Source organism: Streptomyces capillispiralis (assembly GCF_007829875.1).
Taxonomy (GTDB): Bacteria; Actinomycetota; Actinomycetes; order Streptomycetales; family Streptomycetaceae; genus Streptomyces; species Streptomyces capillispiralis.
This window is the reverse complement of the sequence record NZ_VIWV01000001.1, coordinates 5,589,600-5,613,456: the sequence shown is the minus strand read 5'-3', so window position 1 is coordinate 5,613,456 and position 23,857 is coordinate 5,589,600. Positions and strand designations below refer to the sequence as shown.

Here is a 23,857-nt window from a genome sequence, read left to right as displayed (position 1 = left end):
CATGGAGACCACCACCGCGCGACCGCCGTTGATCGGCTCGCTCTGCTCGGGTTACGGCGGTCTCGACCTCGGAGTCCAGACTGCCCTCGGCGGCACCCTGGCCTGGCACGCCGAGATCAACCCCGACGCCGCACGCATCCTGGCCCGGCACTGGCCCGGCGTGCCCAATCTGCAGGACATCGCCGCCGTCAACTGGGCCGATGTTCCTCGGGTGTGCGTCCTGACGGCCGGCTTCCCCTGTCAAAGACGTCTCCGTGGCCGGCCGCCGGGCCGGACTCAACCCCCACACCCGCTCGGGGCTGTGGCTGCACGTCGCCCGTGCGGTCGAAGCCCTCCGCCCCTGCTTGGTGGTGATCGAGAATGTCCGAGGTCTCCTCACCTCGCCCGCCGGTTCCCCTGGCGACGTGGAATTCTGCCCGTGGTGTCTGGGAGACGACCCAACCCAGCCTCCTGTGCGGGCACTTGGTGCCGTTCTCGGATCCCTGGCCGATCTCCGGTACGACGCGCGGTGGCTCGTGCTTCGTGCCTCCGACGTCGGAGCCCCCCATCGTCGCGAGCGGACCTTCCTCACCGCCTGGCCCGCCGAGCACGCTGCTCAAGACCCCGACGAGCAACATCGGCAAGAACGGCGGCTCCCAGCATCCGTCGAAGAGGAAGAGCGGCGGCCACGGCCCGAACCTGGCCGACGAGGTGGAGTGGCTGCTGCCCACGCCGAAGGCGTCGGACGGGATCAAGGGCTCGCCGAACCAGCGGCACGGCAACGGGGACATGACGCTACCGAGCGCGGCAGCGTCGCTGCTGCCCACCCCGAGGGCGAGCGACACCGGCACCCCGGGCCGCCGTCCGGGCAAGGGCTGGCGTCCGCCCCTGTCGGCGGTGGTCCTGCCGCTGTGGGCGGAGGCGGCCCCGGAAGCGGAGGGATCGACGGGCGATGGGGAGCGTACGCCTCCGCCATCGCCCGATGGGAGAACCTCACCCGCCCCGCGCCGCCACCCACCGACGTCGCAGGACGCCTGCGCGCCGACTTCGTGGAGTGGATGCAGGGCCTGGCCCCCGGCTGGGTGACCGCCACTCCGGGACTCGGCCGACCGGCTCAGCTCACCGCACTCGGCAACGGTGTGGTCCCCCAACAGGCCGCCCGAGCCGTGCAGTTGCTGGCACCGCCCTTCCCAGGCTGCCCCCGCTGCACCGCGCCGTAGCGCCCCATTACCCGGTTTCCCCGGCCGCGCCAAATCGCGGAATCTCCGCATCCTCCTGCCCATGCCGACCTGCGAAGGGAGCACCGCCGTGACCTCCAGAAGAGCGCGCCGCACTTCGCCCCCGCCCTGCTCGCTCACTCCCTTGGATCCGCCATGTCCGACCCCAGCAAGGCCACCCCCGCGCCCGAGCCGTTCCGCGTTCCCGACGGCGACCTCGACGATCTCGCCAGCACCCTCGCCAAGACCATGGCGGAGGTACGCCAGCACGGCGTCATCCTGGACCGCCTCGGCTCCGAGCCCGTCTCCACCCCTCAGCCCACCGCAGACACCTCCACCACAGGCGCCGCCGGCGCGGACAAGGCCGCCGCCCCGGCCTCGGTGTTCATCCTCGCCTTGGGCGGCGAGGCGTACGCCGTCGAGCTGGCCGCTCTCAGCGACTGGGTGAACCACCTGTTCCTGCCCGTCTACGGACGGGAGATCAGCACTACCCGACCGTGGTGCGACCAGTGGCACGAGCACCCCGAGGCCGTTGCCCGGCTGCACGCGCTCTGGCTCGCGTGGCAGCAGCTCACCGACGCCGAGGCCGGCCTCACCGGTCCCTCGACGTGGCACCGCGACCACCTCGACCAGGCCCTGGTTCATCTCCGTGCCCCCGACGGCCCCTTCGCCGCATGCACGACGAGCCCGACCCGGCCCAACCACCGCGTGCTGGCCACCCCGGCGCCCGAGCTGACGGGAGCCACCCGGTGATCGCCGAACCCGACTTCCGCCTCGCCGGCTTCGAGCCTGCCGACGCCGCCTCCGAACTCGCCGAGAGCAGCATCTGGGCCGGAGACCTGACCGTGCTGACCGAGCACCACACCACCCCGGAGGGGACGCACAGCTACATCGTCGCCCACGACAGGTCGATGACCTGGGGCGTCCCCGGTGATCCGGCGCTCGTTGCCATCAAGATCACGCGGGACCTGCGCGAGCGCACGTTCACCTTCGAGACCGCGAACCACGCCAGCCTGCCGTTCGCCCAGAACTGGCTGATCGAGCATGGCTGCCCGCCCGAGCGGATCGCCCAGGCCAAGGGGGACTCCCTGAAGCCCGCCGACGATCTCACCCTCTGGGTCGAGCGGCAGATCCGGGAGTCAGGCTCTCGTTACAAGGTCCTCGACAGCTGGACCTCGGACTACGCCCCGTCCGAGACCTGGACGTTGACCCGTGACTCCAGCGCCGCTCAGGCACCGATTCGCGTCTTCCTCGAAGAGGGAAACCCCGACGCCCACACGTACACGATGCGCGAGGGCGCCTTCACCGACGAGGCCGCCGCCCGCCACTGGCTGGAGCACCGCGGCAGTCCGCTGCCGCAACCTCCGGACTACCGCGGTGAGGCCGCCGCCCGGCTGACCCGCGCCGCCCTCACCCGGTCGTCGGGTGCCTCCGCGATCCCGAAAGCCGGCCTCGACACGGGCAACGCGCCGTCGGCAGGAACGGCCCAGCGCCCGACCCCCCGGAGGCCGATGTGAGCCGCGCCCGCTTCGCCTTCGCCGCCCACCCGGACGCCATCGCGGACCTGCGCCAACTCCCCGACGAGATCCGCGACCTGGCACTGCTGGAACTGCAGAACCTGGTCCACGGCAGCGACGACTGCCTGCCGCTGACCGGCCGCCTCGCCGGCTTCCACAAGGTGTACGTCGACCCGGCCGTCTCCTACCGGATGGTCATCCAGTTCCGCCCGGCCCCGCCCACCTCGACCCACAAGCGCGAGATCTACCTCGTCGCGGCCGGTGCCCGGGAGGACTACGCGGTCTACCGCACGGCCCAGCTCCGCACCAACCGCACCGGCCTCAACCGGCACGAGGACACCGACGCGGCGGCCGAGGCCCGGGTCCAGGCGGCCCGGTCCCGGTCCCCCCACGCGATCGACCCGACCGCGTCCCTCCCGGCCACCGCACCGGCGGCAGCCAGCCCCGCCGCCCCGGCCGCCTCCCGAAAGGCCTCCATGCGATGACCGCCGACCGTGCGTCCCTCGACCGCACCGAACTGGCCGGGCTGCTCACCGACGCCGCGCGGAGCGTCTCGGAGGTCCTCACGACCGAGTACCCCACCTCCGTCGGCCGCTCCTACCTGCATCCCGTCCTCGGCGCGCTGTCCGCCGGTCCCCGGGTGGTCCGCGAACTGAACGACCGGCTCGAAGAGTTCGTCATCGAGGAGCCGCTGCCTTCCACCCCCGCCGGTCTGTTCACCCTGGCGTCCTACGCTTCCGCGCTCGGCTGGCTCACCGAGTCCCTCGCCGAGCTGACCGCCGCCGTGGACCAGATCTGCACGCGCGTCGGCATCCCGGCCGAGCCGCCGGACCCGGCCTTCGTCGCGCCCTCGCCAACGGACCAGGACGACGAGTTCGACTTCGCGTTCAGCGCGCTGGAGTTGGCCGCCATTCGCACAGCCGCCAAGGCTGCCGACCTCAGCCCCGGGGACTACGTCGAGGTGCTCTCGCGGTCCCTGCTCGCCGCCTCCCGGATCACCGACGCCTGCATGGAGATCTCCAGCGGCCTGCTCGAAAACGCCGCGTACGTCCTCGGCGAGGCAACCGATCATGTCCGAACCGGCGAGGGCCCCGACAGCCTGCCCACTCTGGTGCGCTCCCTGCTCGCCCGGATGGACGCTGCCGAATGAACCCCCACGACATGGCAAAGCGGCCCGGCGCGCACCTGGTCGCCGAGGAGTTCTGCGTCGAGGACCCCTTGGCGCTGAGCCACGACCATCCACCCCGCGACCCGCGTTCCCCCGCCGGCACGACTGCCAAGCCCTCTCGCTCCCGCTGAAATCCCCAGAAGGAAGACGTCCATGTCCACCGTGATCTACACCCGCCACCTGGTCGAGCACCGGTACGGCCGCCCGTTGGAGGACCTCCAGCGCCACAGCGCGCATGGCGGTTCGGGAGATCCTGTTCTGCCGATCGTGCTACGGCGGCTCGACGGCCTGGCCTCGACGAACGCCCATGCCCGTGCTGCCCGCCGCAATCTCGACGCTGCCTGGCAGCGCTGCCGCTCCGGCGAACACGCTCTCGACGACATCGTGCTGCGGTACGCGGCCGAAGTCGTGGACCTCGAACGCCGGGAGCAGTCGGAAGCCGAGGCAGTCTGGGACTTGCTGGACGTCCGCCTCCTCCTGGACCAGCCTGCCGCCCGCCGGCCTTCGGCCGCCCGGCGATCCAGCCCCGCGCCGGGCGATGAGGACCTCATAGCCGTAGCCCGCCAGGTCGCCGCCCGTCTGCCCCGGCTCAACCGCGAAGCTCTGCGCCAGGGCCTGCGCGCTCGCGGCATCCACGTCAGCAACCGCCGCCTCGGCACGGTGCTCCAGCGTCTCCGTGCCGAGCGCGACCTCCACTGATCCGCACCCCGCCGTTCGATTCACCCATCGTCATAACGGAGTTACCGCCATGTCCGCCCCCGCACAACCCGCAACCTCCCAGATCGGCTTCGTCGACGCCCGGCGCGTCGAGGAGGCACTGTCCCTGATAGCGCCGAAGTGGACCACCTGGTCGGCACAGACCCTGGCCCAGCAGGGCGGCCCCATGCGTGTGCGTGACGTCGCCGCTCACCTCCCCTTCGTCAGCGAACAGTTCGTCGGCAAGCGGCTGGCCCAGATGCACGATGACGGGCTGGTAACCCGAGCCAGTCATCGCCACGGTGCCCCGTACCAGCTCAGTGGGTTCGGCAACGCACTCTCCCCGGTACACCGGGCGCTGTCCGACTGGTCCCACGCGCACCTGCCGCTCGGCAAGGTGGCCGGTGCCGAGCGCGTCGAGGACGCCGTGCGCCGGCTGCACCTTCGCCACTCGACCGCCGTGATCCAGGCCCTCGACACGGGCGGGCCCATGCGGTTCGTCCACATCGCCGAACAGACAGGACTGGACAACAGCTTCACCCGACAGCGCCTGATCCGGCTTCAGCTCGACGGCCTGGTCACCCGCACCGGACCGCGCCACGGCGATCCGTACGTTCTGACTGCCGCCGGACGGGCGCTGGGCCCGGTCTACGCAGCCGTCGAGCACTGGAGCAACCCCGTCGCCGCACCGCTTCCCGCCCCTGTCCGGGTCGCGGCGGCAACGCGCACCCACACGGGCATCCCGCCGAGGTCGGACGGCATCCGGACCGCAGCCGCCCTGCGTCGCAGCACCGCCGCGCCGAACTCCCTGTTCAGCCACGCCCCGCAGCCACAACCGGCCGGAGTGACTCCGCCCGTTGCCTCGGCCACCGCCGGCGTGCCCGCTCCTGGCTCCTCCCGCCGCCGCTGACCACGCCCTTGGAGGAGCCGTGCCGTACGACCCGAACGAGCAGTGGCGCGAGTACCACGTCACCCCGCGATACCTGGCGGGATCGACCTTCACCGGCGATCCCGCCCTCCAGCCCCTCCTCGACGCGGGCTGGAAACTGAATCACGACGAGATGGGTAACGCGTACATCAACGCACCCGACCAGACGGTCCGCCTGGGCTACCTGCCCGAAGGCGACGACGCGCTGTGGAAGATCACGGCGTACTCCGATCCTTTCGCGATGCCCCGCTGGCTCGTCACCTTCCAGGACAGCACCCCCACCGAGATCGTCCAGGACTTCACCACCGCGCTCGCCGCCGCCTACGTTGAGGGCCCCGACGCCTACCTCTACTACGGCAACAGTGAGCTGGCGGCCTTGGACGTCGGCACACCTCTTGCGGCAGCAGGCTGGAGCCACCGCTACGGCGCGACCGACATCTCCTTCGAATCCCCGGACGGCTTGGCCAAGGTCCACCTACGCCGCAACCGCCTCAACCACGCCGCCGAGATGACAGGCCATCAAGAGCGCTGGCTCATGCTGGCCGGACCGCCCAGCAACCAGTGGTACGCCACCGCCTCGTCCTTCACCCCAGAGGGCCTGGTCGCCGCGATGAACACCGCCCTCACTGATCCGGCACCGGTCATCCGTTACGGCGACGACCTACGCCGCCTTCCCCCGCAGGCCACCGCGACCCCGGTGAGGCCCCCGGTACCGACGCCACTGGACGTGCGCCGCGTCCACGCTGCCAACGCCCGCTCCACCGTGGCCCCCTCGCCTGCCGGCGCGCGGCCGTTCATCCCGGCACCGCGCCCGCCGTCGGCTCCGCAGGTCCCACGCCCGGGGCAGAGCCGCTGACCACCGTTCCCTTTCTCACCCTCCGGAGCCACCCTTGTCCGACGCCACTGCCCTCGACCAGGCCGACGCGATGATCGAGAAAGCCTGGGGCCGCCCCATCGACGCACTGGAAACCCTCGCGGTGCGCCGCCCCGTCGAGGATCCGCTCCTACGCTCGGCGATGCATATCCGTTCGAGCCTCGTCGTCTCGAACAACGCGGTCGCCGTCCACCAGGACCGTCTGCATGCCCTCACCAGGCCCGGTCATGTGCCGGCCTTCTACGACCTGGAGCGGATCACCAGCTCGGCGGTGGACCTACGTGTCGCGCAGGCCGAGAGCCGCATAGCCCTGCAGGCGATCAGCCACGTGATCGAGGCCCGCGAAGCCGCCGTGACCGCGGACCGGGCACCGTCGCTCAGCCTGGCCCAGGCCGCTGTCGCCCGCTCCGCGCACGCGCCGCGTGCCCTGGGCCAACCACCGGACCAGCCCGCCCCGTCGGCCGCTGTCCGCCCCACGGTGGCCACGACCGGGCCCGGACGGTAACCGGTCAGCGGGAGCCTTCGTCGCGATGGGCCGCACCGAACCGGGAGTCCATCGCGCGGGCCAGCTCCACCAACGTCAGCTCGACGCGCTGCCCGTCCGCGATCCGACGCTCCACCACGGCTTCCCCGCCACGCTGCCTCCGGGCCTGGATGCCCACGGCCCACTGCCCGTCGGTCACCATCGCTATGTCGCCCACCGTCCACGGCCGCCCGGCGCCACGGATCTTGCGCTCCAGCCCGGCACCGTCCCAGTGTCTGCTCGACTCCGCCACGGCCTGTCCCTTCTGCTCTGTACGGCCCTGCGCCGCAACCGGGTTACGACAACCGGTCGCGTCGATCCATTCCCCAGCCCGCTGGCCTCCTCCCACCTCGCCGGCCAGTTCGCCCACGGCAGACCTCACCTTCCCGGAAACGACTACGTACTTCGGCACACCGCATGTCAACGTACGGACGTCGGGAAAACCCGCAGGTCAACGAAGGGACGCCCACTCGTGAACGCCTCGATCACCCTCCTGCCAACCGTCGTCCGCCCCGCCGTGGAGGAACGTGCCTGGCTCTCCAGCGACCACTGCGCGAGCCCGGTACTCGAACTGCTCGGCGGGCTCGGCTGGGCGATCGTCGACACCCCGGAGGCCAACGTGCACTGCACCAGCCCGGACGGCCGCGTCTACGTCGGCTGGCTCCCCGAGGACACCGCCGCCTGGAAGCGCGGCATCGTCTGGCAGGTCCGGGTCCGCCCCTCCGACGCCGCCCCTTGGATCCAGGAGTTCGGCCCCGGCACCCCCTCCGAGGCCGTGGCCGGTCTCCTCGCCGCGCTCATCGCAAGCCGCTGAACCACCCAGCAGCCGGTCTTGCGCGACCAACTCTGCCTCGACACCCCTGACGCTCCATCACCACCGCTTCACCCTCGATCCCGGAGGCTCCCCGTTGCCCCAGCACCTGACCGTCGGCCACCTGCTCTGCCAACTTCAGAACCTCGACCCCGACCTGCCGATCCGCCTGGCCGTCAACCCCGACTGGCCCTTTGCCCACTACCTCGGCACCGACGTCGTGGTGGGCGACGGCATGGCGTTCATCGCCGAGGACGGCCAAGAGGGCTACCTCCCGGCATCGGTCCGCAACGCCCTCGCCTGGGCCTGACCCGCCGTACGGACCTGTCCAGGAGGCCCCGATCTCACCGCGACCCCACCCTTCCACCGCCTACCCGCTGCGCACCCTCGCCGTGCGGCCCATGCCGCCGGGAGTGCGCGGCGCACTGGTCCAGCGCGTCTCCGCCCTCCCGGAGGGACCGCTCGACGTCTCCTGGCTCCCGGCGGGCACCCCTGAACTCCCGCTCGGCCGTCTCCGCCTGCACTGGGAGCCCGCCTCCCGCGCGGGCTGGGACGTCACCGCCCACCTCGGCCTGGCCACCACCGAGGCCCTCCTCGCCTCCTGGCCCGCCGCCCCCGACGACTGGCCGCGCCTGGTCCGCCCCACCATCCACGAGGTGACCGGCCTGTGCGCCGCCCTCGCGGTCGCCACCGTCGCCTTGGACCTCTCCAACCGTCTCGCCGAAGTCTGACCGCCAACCGCAGAAGGCCGCCCCTCGCCGAACCGGCAGGGGCGGCCTTGCCGTACGCACGCCCACACTCATCACCGACGAACGAGGAGGACACGATGGCCGACGACCAGCAGCTCCGGGGGTATCCGGAGGTCCGCCCACCTGGGCATCAGCGTCCGGGCCGCCCGCAGCCGCAAGAGCCGGGGCACTCTGCCGGAGCCCGACGACACCAGGATGCCGGACCGGCCGCGCTGGAGGCCCGCCACCTTGCAGGGCTGGCAGCCGGTCGGCTGAGGGTTCCGCAGCGACCTGCACGCACCGCCCGACCCGACGGCACCGCATCCGGCTGACCGGCAGTCGGTCCCACCCATAGGCTGCGGCCATGACGACCGACTCGCCGATGCGGTCCCCGCCGTTCCCCTCGCCCGACAGCGCCGTGCTCCGGCTGATTGTCGGCAACGCCATCGCGTCGGTCCGCAGCGGCGAAGCCTCGGTGGAGGAGGCGATCCTCCACGCAGCCGTCCACGGCTGGTACGAAGGCCATGTCCAAGGCGAGGACGAGTGCCCCGGCTGCGACTTCCGGGGCGAGCTGCCCAAGCACGGCAACCGCGGATGAGCGCGGCTAGATCCGTTCACTCCGGTCTCCGTGCAGGACAACAAGAGGGTCCCCGCACTGGTGACGGTGATCTGCCTGGCCCTGTTCGTGTTCTGCCTGATCGAGCGCCAGGTCCGCCGGGCCCTCGGGAGCGGCCAGAAGATACCCGGGCTCTTCCCGGAAACCAGCAGGTCCGGCCCCCCGGCCGGATGATCCCCAACCATCTCTCCGGCCTGCGGTTGCGCGTCGTCGGCGCCACCGACCCGCCCATCATCGTCATCAGCGGCGGCGTCCAGCTCCATCTCCTCGACCTCCTCGGCCTGGAACCGACGCATCCCCGCTGGCCAGAGACCTGAACGAGCTACCCGTGGCGACCATGGCCCTCCTGGGAGCGTTGACGGCATAGCCCATAACCCGCGGGCGCGCACGCCCGTGTACGTGCGCGTCGTTCCCTCAGCGTCGGTGGGCGTACGAGGATGACCAAGTGAGCGCCGGAGGCACGTGACCTGTGGCAAGCTCATCTCCCTGGGGGGGGGAGGAACGACTGATGACCCATTACCAATGCGGATCGTGCTCGTTTCAGAGCGACCATCTCAGTGAGGCTCAACAGCACTCGCAGCAGACGGGCCACGTCTGCATCGGCAAGGAGGATGCTGGGCCGGCCGGAGGTAAGGTCGGCAAAGCCGGGGTCGTGGTTACGGTCGGCGCCGGCGTTCTGGCCGCCACCGCCACCGCCCTCGGGGTCCTCGCCTGGAAGTACAAGGGGCTCCAGTCCATGGCTGCCGGACTGGTCGTGCAGTTGGCGGAGTCGACGGCGGAGAACGAGAGCCTGAAGTCGGAGAACGACTACCTGAAGTCGGCCACCGGTGCCTCGAAGACGCTCAAGAGCTACGACTGCTGAGTGAGGGCTTACTGCGGGTAGTGCCACTGGTGGACAGGTGCCCCGGTGCTCGATGCCGTTGGAAGGTCGAGCGGGCGCCGGTGCCCAGCCCGGCGCTAGCCCGTTCTCCGCAGGTCACCCATGCGAAGATCAACTGATCACAACGGGTCAGCCACCGATCAGCGCAGCGCTCCGAGTTGCAGAACCTGCCGAAGCACGATCACCTGAGGACCGTGATCAAGCTCGGAAACTGTGCAAAAGAGTGACCCGCGAAGTGCGAGCTAGATTCCGGAGCCCGCAGCTCGGCCAAGCGCTCGCGCGACTCGCCGCACCAGCGTGGTCGGCTTCAGGTTCCGTTCCACCCTGAGCAGGTAGCTGACCGGAGAACCAGCGAGCTGAGCGTCGCGTGCCTCCGCCGTGGCCTGGCGCAGGGTCGCGGCGGCGATCGCGAGACTTCCTCCGGCGATCGGCACGTTGCCTGCCCAGCCGCTCGCCGCCGCGGCGAGGGCGGGCACTTCGAATTTGTAGTTCAGCGCGCTGTAGAAGGTTTTGAGGTTGAGGCCGCTCATGGCCTTGCGCAGGTCCTCAAGTGGCTGGGCGATGCTCTCGTCGAATGTCATCCGAAGGTGGAGTTCGAAGGCTGCGCGGTCTTCGATGCCGCCCACCTGCTCTCGCAGGTCTGCCGCAGCCTTGTCGACTGCTTGGGTGAAGGCACTGAATTCTGCCCGGTAGTCGTTCCGCAGTTGGATGATCTTCGCCACCGGCACCGAGCGCAGGCCGTCCGGGAGGACGCACTGCACGGCCATCAGCCCGAGTCGTGTTGTCTCGTCGGAGCTTGCCGGTCGGGGCCGCTCGCCCAACATGGCGGCAGCGATCCGGTCGCTGTCCCAGCCGTCCGTGGCGCTGTGGGCCGCGACCTGGTCGGTGATCGGCGCGTACCGCGTACGGCGGGCCAGCTCCTCGGTGAGCACACACTTGTAGATCCAGGCCAGGACCGGGTCCATGGCCAGCCACGTCACGTCCGCGGATCTGGCGATGCGCGACCGCACGGCCGGCACGGCGAGACCGGCACCGCGTAGGGCGTCGGCAAGCCCTGGGTCTACCTCGTGCGGGTAGAGGCCGGCGAGGGGGCGCTCGTCGCGCGGAAGCGTTCGCAGGTCGTCAGGCGAGGTCGGCTCGGCGTTGATGATGCGCTGTCCCATCATCAAGGGCTCGGGCTGGTTCCCCTGTTGCGTATGGAAGGGCCGGGTGTCGGCAGTGGCCAGAAAGCGCTGCCTCAGTTCGGTGCCGTGGTCCTCGACGGCCTTCAGGAAGGCGGGGGCGACAGTGGCTGCCGCTTCCCTGGGGTCCACGTCGGTGAGGAAGTTGTCCAGCCCGTCGCGCAGGGCCTTGACCAGGTCCGGGTCGCTGACAGGAAATCCGCGTGGGACGACTCGGGCCAGGCCCGGCCAGTAGAGAGCGGCGGCCTTGATCCACTGCTCCTTGCGGAAGTGCACGTACGGGTAGTAGAGGCCGATCCGCTGCACTGCTGCCCTTTCACCGCGTCCGTCGGCCTCGCCAGGTGCGTCCGGGGGCCGACAGCATGCTACGCAACAAGTGTTCGCCGCTGGTCTGTCGTCACCGAGGGACGCCACAGCGGACGCCAGTTGCGGTCCGAGCCCCAGGGTTTCGTGTCTCGCCCAGGGAAAGGTGGGGCCGCCTCCGTGACACAACAGCGTAGACCTGCCTATGACGGGCTGGCGGACGCCCGCTTCCGAGATGTTCTGGCCGAGCGCGGAATCTCGGCTGGCAGCATGCCGGGCCGCGACACGATGACCACGTCGGTGATTCCGGACACGCCCATCAAGGCTTGTCGAGTGAGATCGTGGCGCTCCACTGAACTTGAATGATCGTAGATGAAGACCACGATCTCCTTATACAGGTCGGTTTTGTTGAGGTATCCGACCGCATCGACCATGACCTGTCGTTCAATTTCTTTGAAGTCGGCGCCCTTGTACGCGTACTTCGCTTCGATCAAGATGCCCAGCTGCGGGAGGCCGAAGTCCGCGCGGTAGCTGCTGTGGCCCACCTTGGGCAGGGTCTCTTCGTCTTTGACGTCGTCGAACACTGAGCGCAGGATGATCCATAGGATGTCCTGTACTTCACGCTCGGAGGAGATTTCCCACCGGATGGGGTGACGGAGTTCGTCTCTATCCCACCGCCAACGGAGCATGGCGGCCTCGAATCGGCGCAGCACGCGGCTGAGGTGTGAGCGGCTGAGAATCAGCTGGTCGATGCTGGAGTACAAGACGTCGCTCACGGCCCGGTAGAGAAGAGCGGCACGGGGAACTGCCAGTCTTTCAGTGTCAGAGTGAAGCAACGCCCATATGATCCGCTGTTGAAGCACTCTGGCATCTGTATCGGGGTCGATGAGGGTGCCCGTGCTGGTGGCGATCATCCATCGTGCCGTGGCCAACTCGACGGGCTCATTCATGGTGGCGACATCGGTGATTCGGGCGGGCCGGTCGGCCAATAGCGCGAGGGCGTGCTGCTGGATCAGCCCTTGGAAGCGGTCGGCGGGCTGGTACTGGGGGCTCGTGAGGGCGTCTTGGAGCCAGCTTTCAAACTCCGGCACGTCGTCCCTCGCGGTCATCACTGCTAGGCAGATTCCGAGGAGGAGGCGAGGTTCATACAGGAAGGAGAGCCGATCCCCTGGGAAGGGATTGCGCTGTCTGAGTCGGTGCAAACCCTCGCGCAGCCTGCGAACCACTGCCGGGTTCGCCAATGCAGGGAAGTGTGTGATTCCGTATCCGAGGACGGCGAGCGCAGGAGGGTCAAGGCGTTCCTCGTTCTCCTGCATCCAAGACCCAGCCGCCGGGTCGACGTTCCAGGCAAACCCCGGGATTGCGCCATTCAGGACGTGGTAAGCCAGCAAACCGTCCAGATTTCCGGGCGTGTTGGCTTCGGTGACGCGCCGTTCGAGGGCCGACAGTTGCGTCCCGATCTGAATAGTGAGTGCCCCGTCCTCTTCCGCCGGGCCGTTCACAGAAACCACCGGCTCCAGCGCAACGGCATTGCAGAGATCATGTCTGGGTTCCAGTTAGTGACGTCTCTTAGTTGGCCGAGCAGCCCGGCGATCAACTCGGAGTACAAGATGGTTACGGGCTGGCTTGCAGGGTAGAAGCGGCGCCACGAAAGTGCGGTGAACCGGAAGACCTGCCCAGCCAAATAGTCCAGGTCAGTGAACGTCGATTCTTTATGCAGCTTAATCTTCAGCGGGCGCGGCGCACCTTGCAGCGGCAGTTTCATGTCGGCGGGCTCAGTGACCGAGATCAGCATTTCGCTTCGGCTGACCTGGACGGCGTGGCCGCGGGCAGGTACGGCACGGCCAGTCACCTGGCCCCGACGTCTGGTGCCAGCGCTACGGAGGTCGAACATCATCCAGTCGTGGTCGTTGCCGACGTGCAGGAAAGCGAAGTCGACACCTGCGTAGTCCTTGGTCAGCTCTTCTACCAGCTCCTTGACCGCCCTCGTCTCCCTGTCCTTGAGCGGCTTGAACACGTGGAAGATCAGCCGAATGGTGTCGTCTGGCTGCCAAGCGTGGCGCGCCATAACGTCCTGGATACACGTCCGCAGCGTCCGCAGCAGCTCCTGCGGGTATTGCTCATAGGGCGCCTGCTTCGAGGCGTTGGACAGCATGTAGTTGCCGTCGGAGCTGAAGACGGTAGTAATACCAACGAACCTCTGCGAACCGCCTAGCCGACTCGTCTGAACATCGGATCGGCCGATGCCTATCACGAGTTCGTGGGCCATGGCTCGATGCGAGGCCCCGATCACGAACGGCGTGCCACCTAGTTTCGCGTAGCAGGCCAAGGCGATGGTGCTGAGTGTGGAGGCTCGTTCAGCGTCCCGGATGGTCTCGACCTGGACCTCCTGGACCGGCACGCCCTGGCTCATGAACGTCGACTTGCTGACCATGTATGGGCTGGCATCGCCGTACAGGTGCTCTTGTTCCTGACTGACAAGCACGATCGCCAGGTCGGGCTTGATTGCCTCAAGGGCAGTCAAGCAAGCCTGCCGGTAGGCAACGGCGTCTTGAGCGCCGCCGTCGAAGACGGTGAAAGTGACCTTGCAGTCGGTCAACCGATACTTACGGATGAAGCCTTGGGAGAATGCTTCCTTACCAGGCACGCCGTGCAGGAAGGCATGCATGAACTCCTCAGCACTGCCCTTGAATTGTTGTGGTGTGACCACGGCTACCGAGGGCGTCTTCGGGGTAAACATTTCGGAATCGAAGGGGCCGTACCGCTCCAAGCCCTGTCTCGGATACCGGTGAGTCTTGTCCCCACTGAGGTCGAATACGAAAGTCGGAGAATCAAGTCGCCGTGTGGAGATCCTGCTGGTGCTCCCTGCTGGCTCGCCAATGGCAGCCTGCACGTCCACAGCGATCGTCAGTGGGCTATGCCGCCCCAGACCGTCCGCGATCTCCTTCGTGCGCTCGTAACGCCCCTCCGCGCCGGACAGCTTGAATGCAGCCTCGTTCAGCCGGCTCTCGATCCGCCGATATCCGCTTCCCGCTGCAATGGCGAGCATGTCGTGGAAAACATCTCGTCTCGGCTCCAACCAAGCCTCAGAGGCGGGGATCTCGGACTGCCCCGATGAATCGGTCAGCCGCAGCCGGTCTCCCACCACGGCCTCGACCATGCCGATCAGTCGTCGCCGTGCGCTCAAGTCCATATTCGGCTGCACTGGCACGTCGTGGTCGACAGCCAGTACGTACCGGCCCTCAACCCGCACGCCCCGTCGCAACAGCTCGCTGACGGGCAGATCAATCTCATAGCGAGCCTTGATGCCAACGAGGATCCCGGGTGTTCCCGCTGGCCCTCGACGTCGTACGTCCAATCGGTATTCGGGGTAGACGTGCAGCCCTTCCACGTTCGTGCCCGATGCAGCTGCCTCCAGCAAGTCACGTCCCGGAATGCGCGACACGAAGACCAGCGGAGCGAACTTTCGCAGCCGGAAGTTCCAGCCTTCGGTGAGGACCCGCCTCAGGGCCGCTTGTAGCAAGGAAGTGACCACCACCAAGTCAGCCTCGGTGTTGAACTCCTGCTCGGAGCCGATAGTAGGGGCGTCGGGGACAACGGGCACGCAGACGATCGTGTCCCCGCTACGAATCACGACGTGGGTCCCAGCGAGATCGTCGCGGAGCCTGCGGAGCTGCTCAGCAGCCTCGTAGGGCACGACGCCAGCCCTGAAACGGCCAGGTCGGTACTGAACAGGCAGATAGTTGAAGACGATCTGCGAACCACCGTGTGCGGAATCCCGCATCGGGGCTGCGCCTCGTCGCACCGCCGGCGAATTGGATGGCATCGCGAGCCTCATGCCTCCTGCCCTGAACTCTTACTATGCCCACGGTGCCGCCTCTGCGGCTCCGGCTCATTCAATTGTGGCGCAGTCGAGTAGCTCACACGGGGTCAGTTGACCCACGCAGTCTGTGCAATCTTGCCTCGGCTCACAAACATCCCGCCACGCGCTACGGGAAGCTGTTCACCTTGTTCGTCCAGGAGCGGCGGGTGCCATGGGGAATCGGTGCCTTCGAACCTGACCGCTCGCAGCTCCGTTACTCCAGGTAGATGCCAGCGAAGGCGCCGTCGAAGCCGAGTGCGATCAGGCCCTGTTCGACGCTGGGGTAAGTCGTCCCGTCCGGGATGGCGATCATGGCGTCGAAGTCGGCGCGGCTGATCTCGGGCTCGAGCCACTGGTTGCCGCAGCGGCAGCGGACCCAGACATTGCGGCCATGGTTGATGAGCAGCCAGTCGCGCCGGGCCCGACAGGCCGAGCACAGCACGGGGATGCCGCGCAGGGACAGCTCCGGCGGGTGGCTGAGGCATCGCGTCGCTCCGGGTCCGCTGGGCGGCTGCGTTTCGTACTGGAGTTGCAGCAGCGGATCACTTCCGGCGGGGGCGGCGGGCAGGACGGGGGTCGGCTCTACGTGGTTGTCGGTCGTTCTGAGCACGAGCGTCATCTCCCGGTCAAGGTCCTTCTCTTCATCCGTAACAGCGGGTGGAGCCTGTTGTCCAGGTGTTTCGTGCAGTCCGGCAGGCCGGTGGCGGCCTGCCGGACTGCTGGTCAGCGGCGCGGCGGGCGGCTGCGCGGGTCCGGGGCGGCGGGCCTAGGCGAGGCCGGGGGCGCGGCCCGGACGCCGGTCCGGTTGGCGGGAGGCGTGGCGCGGCCGGTGCTGGCCTGCGGGCGTCGAGTGGCTTCGCCCGGGTGGGCCGGGAGCTGAGCGAGGCGGCGCAGTCGCCAGACCAGGACGTCGTTCACGTTGTCGGCCGTGTCGAGTTCGCGCATGGCGATGGCCTCCTGCAGGAGGGCCTTCGGGTCGTGGCCTGCCTGCTCGGCCTGAGCCAGGGTGGCGGCCAAGGCGTCGTTCTCCGTGCTCGTGCCGGGTCGGGTGCGGTTCTCGGGCAGGGCGGCGCGGATGGTGGTCTCGTAGGTGCGGCGCTGGGCTTCGGGCAAGGCTCGGCCCTGGTCTCGCAGGGCCTGCATGGGTGCGGCAGCGGCTTGGCTGTAGGCGGCGCGAAGGTGCTCGGCGGCCTGCCGGGAGGCTTCGGCCTGCTGGGCGTGACCGCGGGCGGAGTGCCAGCGGGCAGCGGCCAAGGCGACCAGGACCAAGGTGGACACCAGCATGGCGGTGGTGCCGCCGTCCTCGCCCCGGCCGAGCGCGGCGCCGGCCTGGATGATGCCTCGGGCCGCCGAGCGGATCGCCCGAGTGTCGGCGCGTTCGGCTCGGACGTGGCTACGGGTGGCGCGTTCGAAGGAGCGAGCGGCGGCGCCGAGTTCGGCGCGGGTGGCGGCCGGAGAGGTCTGGGCGACCGCGTCCAGGAGTTCGCCGACTCCGACGAGTTGGGCTGCGGCTTCGTCGTCGTCGCTGTCTAGGAGGACTGCGGCGCGCTCGGCGATCCCGGTGGCGGTGCGTCGCCCCCGTGCGGGCGGCGACCATTCCGAGCGGCCGCTGTCGGCTCCCGGCAGCGGGCGCGTGTCGGCGGTTCCGTCGGCAAGGCGGCGCTGGATCTTCGGATAGGAAAGGTCGGGGGCCAGGGTCGAGCCCGCGAACCAGACCGGCTCGCGGTCGCGGTTACGGTCTCCGGGCAGCGCTACCGTGTAGCCGAGGACGTCGCCGGAGGGGGCGTGCCGGAGCTTGACGCGCAGGCCCGCCTCACGAAGGCGGGTGAAGAACTCGGCTTCGCTGGCAGCTCCGGCGACGGCTTGGCGGACGGCTTCGCGAAGCGTTTCGCGTGGTGTCTCGGGTCGACCGACCCGCTCCGCTTTGAAGCGCTCGGCGCTGGTGGGCGTCTTGGCCCCGGTGCCGTCGCCGGGCTTGAGCCGACGCAGGCCCATCTCCTGTTCGATGCGACGGCATTCGGCCTGGGCCTTCTTGAAGTCGTAGTTCATCCTCGGACGGCGCAGGTCGCCTCGGACCATGGTGGCCAGGATGTGGATGTGGTCGTCAGCGTGGCGCACCGCGACCCAGCGGCAGCCGTCAGGATCGCCTTCGGGAGCGAGGTTGACGGCGTGAACCAGGCGGCGGGCGACGGTGTTCCACTCGTCGTCGGTCAGGGTCCGGTCGCCGGGGTCGGTACGGACCGAGCAGTGCCAGACGTGCTGGGCCGGCGCCTTGTCGCCGGCCTGCTTGACCCGCAGGTCCAGGGCGGCAGCGAGCCGGGCGAGGGTGACCTTGGGGTCGGGGTCGGCGCTGGTGTCACGGCCGGGGTCGGGGGCGAAGCCGTCCCAACTGCCGACGAGGTGGGGATCTGTGTGCTCGTCGCGTTTGCCGGGGCCGTACAGGTAGACGAGCAGGCCGTGGGTGCGCGAGCCGCGTCGGATCTTGGGGACCATCAGAGGCGCTTCTTCACCAGGGTGTCGGCCGCGTTGTCCACGCGGGTCAGGACGCGGTTCACGGTCATCAGGGCGCGGTCGAGTTCGCCGGGGAGGGGCTGTCCTCCGGCGTTGTAGACGAAGGCGATCTGGTTGATGTTGTTGCCGACACGAGAGATGGCGGTGCGCAGGGCGGCCAGCTCGTCGATGGCGGCGTCGAGCTGATCGTTGGTGTGCACGATGGTCGATCCGCGGGCGACGGCGAGGCCGGCGGAGGCGAGGAAACGGGCGACGGTGACGGCGCGCTGCTTTGCGGCGGCGGTGATCTCGGTCTTCTCGGTGTCGGACAGGCGGGTGGTCGTCTTGTGGGTGCGCTGGCTCGGGTTGCGGGTGCGTCGGCGCGGCTTGCGGTCGGGGAACGCAGGTTGGCTCGGGCTCTGCTGCTCGCGCGGGGCGCGGTCGTCTGCTTCTCCTCCCACGACCGGCGCCCCCTGGTGCCGGGAGTCCGGCCGGTCCCCGTGCGCCCTCGCTGGGGGAGCAGCCGGACTTCCCCCGCTCCCCTGGGCGGGGGCAAGTGCGTACGACGGGCCGTAGGACCGTCGTATGCGACAACTTGCTCCGCCTGGAGCCGAGTTGGGGTCACGCTGCGGTCCGGACGTGGTGGCCGCCGGGTCGTTGGCGGTCACCGGCCCGCCTCCGCGTCCTGCTGACGGATGTCGCGGACGATGTCCTCGATCCAGTCCATGGCCAGGACCGGGTGGTTCAGAGTCCAGGGGCGGCTGTGTCGGCACCGTTGCACGGTCCAGGTGTTGTCGGGACCGGACTCGGCGCGGTGGATGTGGCCGCGCTGGTGCAGGACGGTCAGCCAGGTCTCCACCTCGGCGGGTGTCGCGGGCTTCGTGCGCATGGCGGTGCTCTCCGGTTCACGGGAGGACGTCGTGGGGCGGGCCGTCCGGGGCGGGTGACCGGCCGAGGTTTCCGGCTCGGTCACCGCCCCATGGGGTGTGCGGTCAGTTCCGGGAGGTGGTGACCGACTGGCCGTGCTGCTGACGCAGCTGGACCATCAGGGCGGTCAGCGTGTCGCTGGAGAGCGGGATCTGCTGACCGCGGATCGCCTGGGCGACCACCTTGCGGGTCAGTTTGTCCTCGGCCCTGACCGCTGACCGGGCGATCTCCAGCAGCTCCTCGGTGTCCGGGTCAGGCCGCCGACCACCGGTTGTCCGAGGGGCACGGTCACTGACCGGCGGGAGGTTGTCCGGGTGACCGGTGACCGGCTCGGTGACGGTCTGTCGGTCACTGACCGCCGAGGTGGTGTCCGGCTGTCCGCCCAGGTCAGCGGCCTTGGTCTCCCTGTCACGATGGCTGCTGTCCGGGCTGCCACTGTCCGCTGGGGCACTGCCCCCAGCCAGTGTCCGGGCAGCCGGGGCCTGCTTGTCCAGGGACGGGCGGGGCCGGTCGGTCAGGGCGGTGGCCGACTGTCCGGCGCCCACCTGACCGGGCTGCGGTTGCTGCTGACCAGCCCGTTCAGTCCGAGTGACCGGGATACGCACGCGCTGACCGGGGTGACCGGCCTGACCGAGGCCATCGCGGTCACTTCGGTCGGTGGCCTTGACCGGCCCCCGGGCGATGAGGATGTACAGGTGCACCGCTCCGGCCAAGGCCAGCGGGGCGATGGTGGACAGCACCGCGACCACCGTGTCTCCGAGCCGCAGCCCGGTGGCCGAGGTGTTCTCTTCGTTGAGCCTGACCGCGTGCAACGCGTTGGCCCAGATGCTGGCAGCAGTGGCCGTGCCGAAGAGCGTCCAGACGTAAAGCCGGGCGCGCAGCGGCGCGTCGCGCAGGACCAGCAGAGCGCGGATGCCGTACGCGATGAACCCGTCGATCACCAAGGGGAAGAGGTAGGTCAGCAGCCCCCGGACGTGAATGGCAACGGCCATCTGCTGCAGGGCGTCGTACGACAGGGCGCATCCCGCACCACCGAGGGCGATGACGACCGCGCGGTCCCACCCGGTGACATGCGCCGTGCTCGGCGCGCTCGCGATGCTCACGCCGCCGTTCCGAAGTCGTCGCGGCCCAGCTGCTTGCTGTCGGTCTCAGGGGGTGGGGTGTTCTGCGTGGTCTGCTCCAGGTCTCGGTTGCGCAGGGCTCGGCGGGTTTCGCGGTACAGCTTCTGGGCGTGCTCCTCGCTGATCTTCAGGAGCCAGGCCAGGCGCTGTTCGGTGAGGCCGTGGCGGTAGGCGGCACGGACGACCGCGCGGCGCTCGGCCTTGGTGAGGTGGACGTCACGCCCGGCGACGGTGGCGTTGACCCGGCTGTAGTCGAGGCGGCCGGCGATGTTCTCGTGCAGCGGCTCGCGCTCCTCCTCGGTCATCCCGCCCCGTATGCCGTGGGTGTCGCCGCCTTCCAGGGCGGCGTCCAGGCAGGTACGGCGGACCGGGCACTGGCCGCACAGCGACTTCGCCGCAGCGATCTTGGCGGTCTCGTCGGGCTCGGGGAAGAACATGCCGGGGTCCACCGGGTTGTACTCGGTGCTCTGGCAGACGGCCTGGTCCTGCCAGGTGTGGTCACCGAGCGACCGGTGGCGGGCAGGGCTGATCGTCGTGGTGGTCATGCGGGTTGCTCCGATCGCCCTCCGCGCGCAGGGGCGTCGGCGGAGGGGTGCGCTGGGTCGGGAGGTGCATGGGGCGGCGCGCTGCAGGCGCGGCCCGGCGGTACGGCCGGCGGTGGGTCAGGCGGCGGGTCGGTGGCGTCTGCGGTCGACCGGCTCGAACTCGACCCGGGTGGTCATCTGCGCGAGTCGGGAGGTGACGCGGTCGCCGAGGTAGGCCCGGAGGTCCTTGATCGCCAGGTTGGTGGTGATGAGCGTCGGGAGCATGTGGTTGTACCGGCGGTTGATCAGCCGGTAGGTCACTTCCTCGACCCACTCGGACGCCTTGGCCGCGCCGAGGTCGTCGATGATCAGCAGAGGACATCGGCTGACGGCCGCCAGCTCCCGCTCGCTGTCCACCCCGGGGCGAGGGCGCAGGTCGGCGTACAGGTCGGCGGCCGTGGTCGCGCGCCACCGCACGCCCACTCCGGTCTGCACCAGCTGTCGGACCGCCCCGTACGCCTGGTGGGTCTTGCCCGCGCCGACCACGCCGGCCATCAGCAGGCTTGGGCCGGTTGTGACCTGCCGCCGGGCTCCCAGACTGGGGGCGACAGCCTGCTGGGCGACGTCCTTGGCCCAGGCCAGGACCTGCGGGTGGTCAGCGACCGCACCCTGGTAGCGCGGGGGCATCGCGGTCAACAGGGCATCCAGCGGGGAGAAGGATTCGGGCTCGTCGACCAAGGCGGCGACGGCTGCCGGGTCGATGTTGCGGGCGGCCAGGATCCGTGCCATCCGGTCCAGGGTTCCTGCGCCGCCGAGAGTCTGCGGGTCGCGGGTACGGGTGCGCATCACAGCTCCTCGGCGTAGGCGGCGGCAGCGTCGACCGGGTTGGTCCACGCCTGGTGAGCGGGCACGGTAGGCCGAATTCCCGGCCGCGCCAAACCGGACGCTCGTGCGTTCATGGCGTCGTTGACCAGGCTCGGCAGGCGGCTGGGGTGGCCCTGGATCTCCGCGAAGCGCTTCAGTCCGGCGCGGACGTGCTCCGACGCGATGCCCTCGCCGAGGAGCTTCTTGGCGATGCGGCCGAGGTGTCCGATCACGTCGCTGGGCGGTCGTTCGTCGCACGCGGCGACGTACTCGCCGATCAGGTCGTTGACCGAGACGGTGGTGGCGGGCGCTGTGCGCCCCGTAGGGAATGAAGATCCAGGATCCAAGATCCTAGATCCAGGCACCGAGCCCTCTCGGAGGCTTCGGGGAGGCTTCGGTGAGCCCTCGGCGAATGCCTCCCGACCTGCGGCTTTCTCGTCACTGTGATCAGGGGTGCCGTCGAGGCCGACCAAGGGTTCCTGCCGTGCGGCCGGGGCCCCGCTCGGGGGGATGGGAGGCGTCGGGGCGGGCTGCGCGGGCGGATCGAGGGTTCGGGGAGCGTTCGGCGAAGTCTCGGCGAGTCCTCCGGTAGGGGTGGGCGACGCTTCGGGGTGCCGAGTGCAGGTCCCCTTGCAGGGACCGCACCGGGCTGCCGCGTGGTGCTGCGGGCAGGAGGGCAGCCGGGACTGGCTGACCTTGTCGATCTTCTGGTGCTCGGACCAGGTCACGACATGGAGGTAGCGGCGGCCGTCGCAGCCGGTGTACCGGCAGAGCAGTCCCGCGTTGGCGAGCTGCTGGAGGTCGTCCTCGACGTGGACCGACGTGTGCTCGGCCCGCAGGGGCCAGAGCAGCCCCGCGATGATCGCGGCGTTGTCGCGATGGCGGCCGTGGTCGTCGGCCTGGGTGAGAAGTCCGAAGAACGTCCGCTCCGCCTCGACGCTCACCTCGGCGAGCGACTCGGAGAAGAACGCCTCCGGCTTGATGGTCCGGATCCGTGCCATGTCAGCGGCCTCGACCGACGAGATCGCTGCGGGTGAGGGTCGCGGTGGTGAGGTCGAGGGTGTGAGGGCGGGGCCAGTCCACGTCCGGCCAGACCCGCATGATCCAGCGTGCCGCGACCCTGGCGGTCGTCCGGCTCAGCTCGACCGTTGCCCCGCCCGCGTCCTTGGCGACGGTGTGCGGGTGGGGCCACGTCTGCGCGGGATCGGTGAGACTGACGCGGATGGTGGCCGCCCCGGGGATCATGTCGGCGAGCAGGGCCGCGAGGCGGTGCCGGTGGGCCGTGTCCGGGCATGCCGGGGTTTCGCTCGGCATGGCGAGCATGTGATACTCCGTTGTTCGTAGGAGTGCGGTGCGGCGGTTCTCGTGCAAAAGCCCCGCTGCCCGCGAGATGTGAATCGGCGCCTTCGGGGTGCCGGCCGGCGTCCAGGAGTTGGTAGCTCCCGGGCGCCGGTGCAGTTTTCCGGGCTTACCCGGCCCGGTCGATCTGCCCGTCTCGTATACGTGCCTCCTTCTTGCCGTCGCTCCCCAGGCGGGCTGCCCGGCGAGCGACGACGAACATATGCGCAGGTCGCACCAAGATCCAGCCCTATCGGAGGCGTCACAGAGGGGGCCGAAGGCGAAGATCGAGTAAGCGTGCAAAGCCCCCCGTCTTTCGCTAGGCTGAAGCTATTCCGACTCAACGAAAAAGTCAACGCACCGATGTTCCTTCGGTTTGACGAAAAACGAGGGTGAGATGTCTGCTCGTCACTTCGACCGACACCGCGTGCGCACGGTGCGGCGAGCTGCCGAGATCTCGCAGGCCGAGGTGGCCGCGGCCCTCGGCGTGGCCGACTCGACAGTCGCCGGCTGGGAATCCGGGGATGCTGTCCCCGATGCGGAGAAGCTGCCCGCGCTGGCCCGCGTCCTCAACCGAGGGCTGGACGGCCTGTTTCCGCGTACCGGACTGCCTGATCTGACGGACCTGCGGTGCGATGCCGGCTACTACCAGTACGAAACGGCAACTCTGATCGGAACCAAGAGCGCCGGTCCGGTGGCGGGAGCCGAACGCGGGGAGCGGCGGCTCAAAGACAAGTACGTCCCGGCCCTGGCGGCGGCGTACCGGGTGAGCGAGGAGGAGCTGCGGCGGGCAGAGGACCGGTCGATCGCCAAGACCCAGGAGACACAAGCCGGCCAGTCCGCCGAGGATGGCGGCACCGTCCCGGTCTCCTCGGGGCCACCCGGCACACTGGGCGAGAAGATCACTCTGATCCTGGAGCGCTCGTACCCCGGGCAGCAGGGGCCGCCGACGGACCCGGAGATCGCCGACGCCGTCAATGCTCATGCCGGGTCGAAGGTCATCACCGGGGAGGGCGTCCGGGATCTCCGGACCGGTGTCGCGGAAACGGCTTCGCCCGTCGTTCTTGAGGGCCTGGCCGCCTTCTTCGGTGTGTCCCCGATGTACTTCCAGCCGGACGATGCCGTGGCCCGTCAGGTCTACGAGGGCCTCCGGCTCCTGTCAGCGTCAAGGAGCGGGGCCGTGGGCCGGGTCAGGGGTCGGGGGACGGGCTCCCAGGGATTGCCGGCGAACGTCATGGAATTCGTCAACGACCTGGTCACGGAGCTGGAGCAGAGAGAACCGGAGGCGAACGAGTAGCACCCTGTCCGGG

Annotated in this window: 31 protein-coding genes and 1 pseudogene; 19 read left to right on the top strand and 13 right to left on the bottom strand. The window is 69.4% G+C overall.

Annotated elements, in window-relative coordinates:
- Position 1 precedes the first annotated feature (1 nt).
- The 11 genes and pseudogenes from FHX78_RS37595 to FHX78_RS24460 form a co-directional block, all read left to right on the top strand.
- Positions 2 to 184: pseudogene (locus tag FHX78_RS37595) on the top strand (DNA cytosine methyltransferase); the annotation flags it as partial.
- Between the two features lie 70 nt (positions 185 to 254).
- A complete protein-coding gene (locus FHX78_RS24500) occupies positions 255 to 1,199 on the top strand; it encodes a DNA cytosine methyltransferase (protein WP_229924190.1) in 945 nt (314 codons plus the stop codon).
- 153 nt (positions 1,200 to 1,352) lie between these two features.
- Complete coding sequence (locus tag FHX78_RS24495; protein WP_145869564.1) at positions 1,353 to 1,949, top strand: DUF4913 domain-containing protein; 597 nt, start codon at positions 1,353 to 1,355, stop codon at positions 1,947 to 1,949.
- A complete protein-coding gene (locus tag FHX78_RS24490) occupies positions 1,946 to 2,713 on the top strand; it encodes a glycosyl hydrolase (protein ID WP_145869563.1) in 768 nt (255 codons plus the stop codon). Before FHX78_RS24495 ends, FHX78_RS24490 begins: the two co-directional genes overlap by 4 nt.
- Complete coding sequence (locus tag FHX78_RS24485) at positions 2,710 to 3,198, top strand: hypothetical protein (RefSeq protein WP_145869562.1); 489 nt, start codon at positions 2,710 to 2,712, stop codon at positions 3,196 to 3,198. Before FHX78_RS24490 ends, FHX78_RS24485 begins: the two co-directional genes overlap by 4 nt.
- Entirely contained in the window at positions 3,195 to 3,863 is a 669-nt protein-coding gene (locus tag FHX78_RS24480; RefSeq protein WP_145869561.1) for a hypothetical protein, read from the top strand. The genes FHX78_RS24485 and FHX78_RS24480 overlap by 4 nt, the downstream gene beginning before the upstream one ends.
- An 11-nt stretch (positions 3,864 to 3,874) precedes the next feature.
- On the top strand, positions 3,875 to 4,012 hold the full coding sequence (locus FHX78_RS36900; RefSeq protein WP_167531844.1) for a hypothetical protein: 138 nt from the start codon (positions 3,875 to 3,877) through the stop codon (positions 4,010 to 4,012).
- 22 nt (positions 4,013 to 4,034) lie between these two features.
- On the top strand, positions 4,035 to 4,580 hold the full coding sequence (locus FHX78_RS24475; protein WP_145869560.1) for a hypothetical protein: 546 nt from the start codon (positions 4,035 to 4,037) through the stop codon (positions 4,578 to 4,580).
- Between the two features lie 49 nt (positions 4,581 to 4,629).
- Complete coding sequence (locus tag FHX78_RS24470) at positions 4,630 to 5,487, top strand: winged helix-turn-helix transcriptional regulator (RefSeq protein WP_145869559.1); 858 nt, start codon at positions 4,630 to 4,632, stop codon at positions 5,485 to 5,487.
- A gap of 19 nt (positions 5,488 to 5,506) precedes the next feature.
- Positions 5,507 to 6,361 carry an SPDY domain-containing protein gene (locus FHX78_RS24465; protein WP_145869558.1) on the top strand — a complete coding sequence of 285 codons (855 nt, stop codon included), beginning with the start codon at positions 5,507 to 5,509 and terminating at the stop codon, positions 6,359 to 6,361.
- A gap of 34 nt (positions 6,362 to 6,395) precedes the next feature.
- Positions 6,396 to 6,884 carry a hypothetical protein gene (locus FHX78_RS24460; protein WP_145869557.1) on the top strand — a complete coding sequence of 163 codons (489 nt, stop codon included), beginning with the start codon at positions 6,396 to 6,398 and terminating at the stop codon, positions 6,882 to 6,884.
- 4 nt (positions 6,885 to 6,888) lie between these two features.
- On the opposite strand, the gene FHX78_RS24455 is transcribed toward FHX78_RS24460, so the two are convergent.
- Positions 6,889 to 7,272, bottom strand: a complete 384-nt coding sequence (locus FHX78_RS24455; protein WP_229924189.1) for a hypothetical protein — start codon at positions 7,270 to 7,272, stop codon at positions 6,889 to 6,891.
- Between the two features lie 102 nt (positions 7,273 to 7,374).
- Here FHX78_RS24455 and FHX78_RS24450 point away from each other — a divergent pair, with 102 nt between their 5' ends.
- The 7 genes from FHX78_RS24450 (at position 7,375) to FHX78_RS24425 (ending at position 9,919) form a co-directional block, all read left to right on the top strand.
- Positions 7,375 to 7,716 carry an SPDY domain-containing protein gene (locus tag FHX78_RS24450; RefSeq protein WP_145869556.1) on the top strand — a complete coding sequence of 114 codons (342 nt, stop codon included), beginning with the start codon at positions 7,375 to 7,377 and terminating at the stop codon, positions 7,714 to 7,716.
- Positions 7,717 to 7,810: 94 nt separating this feature from the next.
- Positions 7,811 to 8,023, top strand: coding sequence for a hypothetical protein (locus tag FHX78_RS24445; RefSeq protein ID WP_145869555.1), 213 nt, complete (start codon positions 7,811 to 7,813; stop codon positions 8,021 to 8,023).
- Positions 8,024 to 8,114: 91 nt separating this feature from the next.
- On the top strand, positions 8,115 to 8,444 hold the full coding sequence (locus tag FHX78_RS24440) for an esterase (protein ID WP_145869554.1): 330 nt from the start codon (positions 8,115 to 8,117) through the stop codon (positions 8,442 to 8,444).
- Positions 8,445 to 8,805: 361 nt separating this feature from the next.
- Positions 8,806 to 9,039, top strand: a complete 234-nt coding sequence (locus FHX78_RS24430; protein ID WP_145869553.1) for a hypothetical protein — start codon at positions 8,806 to 8,808, stop codon at positions 9,037 to 9,039.
- Positions 9,040 to 9,069: 30 nt separating this feature from the next.
- Positions 9,070 to 9,231, top strand: a complete 162-nt coding sequence (locus tag FHX78_RS36895) for a hypothetical protein (RefSeq protein WP_167531843.1) — start codon at positions 9,070 to 9,072, stop codon at positions 9,229 to 9,231.
- A complete protein-coding gene (locus tag FHX78_RS36890; protein WP_167531842.1) occupies positions 9,228 to 9,374 on the top strand; it encodes a hypothetical protein in 147 nt (48 codons plus the stop codon). The genes FHX78_RS36895 and FHX78_RS36890 overlap by 4 nt, the downstream gene beginning before the upstream one ends.
- A gap of 335 nt (positions 9,375 to 9,709) precedes the next feature.
- Positions 9,710 to 9,919 (top strand): hypothetical protein, encoded by a 210-nt coding sequence (locus FHX78_RS24425; protein WP_145869552.1) that lies wholly within the window; start codon positions 9,710 to 9,712, stop codon positions 9,917 to 9,919.
- Positions 9,920 to 10,179: 260 nt separating this feature from the next.
- Here FHX78_RS24425 and FHX78_RS24420 read toward each other — a convergent pair whose 3' ends face one another.
- The 12 genes from FHX78_RS24420 to FHX78_RS24365 form a co-directional block, all read right to left on the bottom strand.
- On the bottom strand, positions 10,180 to 11,424 hold the full coding sequence (locus tag FHX78_RS24420; protein WP_145869551.1) for a DUF6236 family protein: 1,245 nt from the start codon (positions 11,422 to 11,424) through the stop codon (positions 10,180 to 10,182).
- A 200-nt stretch (positions 11,425 to 11,624) separates the two neighbouring features.
- On the bottom strand, positions 11,625 to 12,932 hold the full coding sequence (locus FHX78_RS24415) for a PD-(D/E)XK nuclease domain-containing protein (protein ID WP_145869550.1): 1,308 nt from the start codon (positions 12,930 to 12,932) through the stop codon (positions 11,625 to 11,627).
- Positions 12,920 to 15,259 carry an argonaute/piwi family protein gene (locus tag FHX78_RS24410; protein WP_167531841.1) on the bottom strand — a complete coding sequence of 780 codons (2,340 nt, stop codon included), beginning with the start codon at positions 15,257 to 15,259 and terminating at the stop codon, positions 12,920 to 12,922. The genes FHX78_RS24415 and FHX78_RS24410 overlap by 13 nt, the downstream gene beginning before the upstream one ends.
- A 238-nt stretch (positions 15,260 to 15,497) precedes the next feature.
- On the bottom strand, positions 15,498 to 15,902 hold the full coding sequence (locus tag FHX78_RS24405) for a hypothetical protein (RefSeq protein ID WP_145869549.1): 405 nt from the start codon (positions 15,900 to 15,902) through the stop codon (positions 15,498 to 15,500).
- A 104-nt stretch (positions 15,903 to 16,006) separates the two neighbouring features.
- Entirely contained in the window at positions 16,007 to 17,776 is a 1,770-nt protein-coding gene (locus FHX78_RS24400; protein WP_145869548.1) for a relaxase/mobilization nuclease domain-containing protein, read from the bottom strand.
- Entirely contained in the window at positions 17,776 to 18,234 is a 459-nt protein-coding gene (locus tag FHX78_RS24395; protein ID WP_229924188.1) for a plasmid mobilization protein, read from the bottom strand. The genes FHX78_RS24400 and FHX78_RS24395 overlap by 1 nt, the downstream gene beginning before the upstream one ends.
- 203 nt (positions 18,235 to 18,437) lie before the next feature.
- Positions 18,438 to 18,662 (bottom strand): hypothetical protein, encoded by a 225-nt coding sequence (locus FHX78_RS24390; RefSeq protein ID WP_145869546.1) that lies wholly within the window; start codon positions 18,660 to 18,662, stop codon positions 18,438 to 18,440.
- Positions 18,663 to 18,765: 103 nt separating this feature from the next.
- Positions 18,766 to 19,803 carry a DUF2637 domain-containing protein gene (locus FHX78_RS24385; protein WP_145869545.1) on the bottom strand — a complete coding sequence of 346 codons (1,038 nt, stop codon included), beginning with the start codon at positions 19,801 to 19,803 and terminating at the stop codon, positions 18,766 to 18,768.
- On the bottom strand, positions 19,800 to 20,366 hold the full coding sequence (locus tag FHX78_RS24380; protein ID WP_145869544.1) for a WhiB family transcriptional regulator: 567 nt from the start codon (positions 20,364 to 20,366) through the stop codon (positions 19,800 to 19,802). Before FHX78_RS24380 ends, FHX78_RS24385 begins: the two co-directional genes overlap by 4 nt.
- Positions 20,367 to 20,483: 117 nt before the next feature.
- A complete protein-coding gene (locus FHX78_RS24375; RefSeq protein ID WP_145869543.1) occupies positions 20,484 to 21,191 on the bottom strand; it encodes an ATP-binding protein in 708 nt (235 codons plus the stop codon).
- On the bottom strand, positions 21,191 to 22,210 hold the full coding sequence (locus tag FHX78_RS24370) for a hypothetical protein (RefSeq protein WP_145869542.1): 1,020 nt from the start codon (positions 22,208 to 22,210) through the stop codon (positions 21,191 to 21,193). Before FHX78_RS24370 ends, FHX78_RS24375 begins: the two co-directional genes overlap by 1 nt.
- 1 nt (position 22,211) lies before the next feature.
- Positions 22,212 to 22,532: a transcriptional regulator gene (locus FHX78_RS24365; protein WP_145869541.1), complete on the bottom strand. Its 321-nt coding sequence runs from the start codon at positions 22,530 to 22,532 to the stop codon at positions 22,212 to 22,214.
- Between the two features lie 442 nt (positions 22,533 to 22,974).
- Here FHX78_RS24365 and FHX78_RS24360 point away from each other — a divergent pair, with 442 nt between their 5' ends.
- Entirely contained in the window at positions 22,975 to 23,844 is an 870-nt protein-coding gene (locus tag FHX78_RS24360) for a helix-turn-helix transcriptional regulator (protein WP_229924187.1), read from the top strand.
- Positions 23,845 to 23,857: the final 13 nt, after the last annotated feature.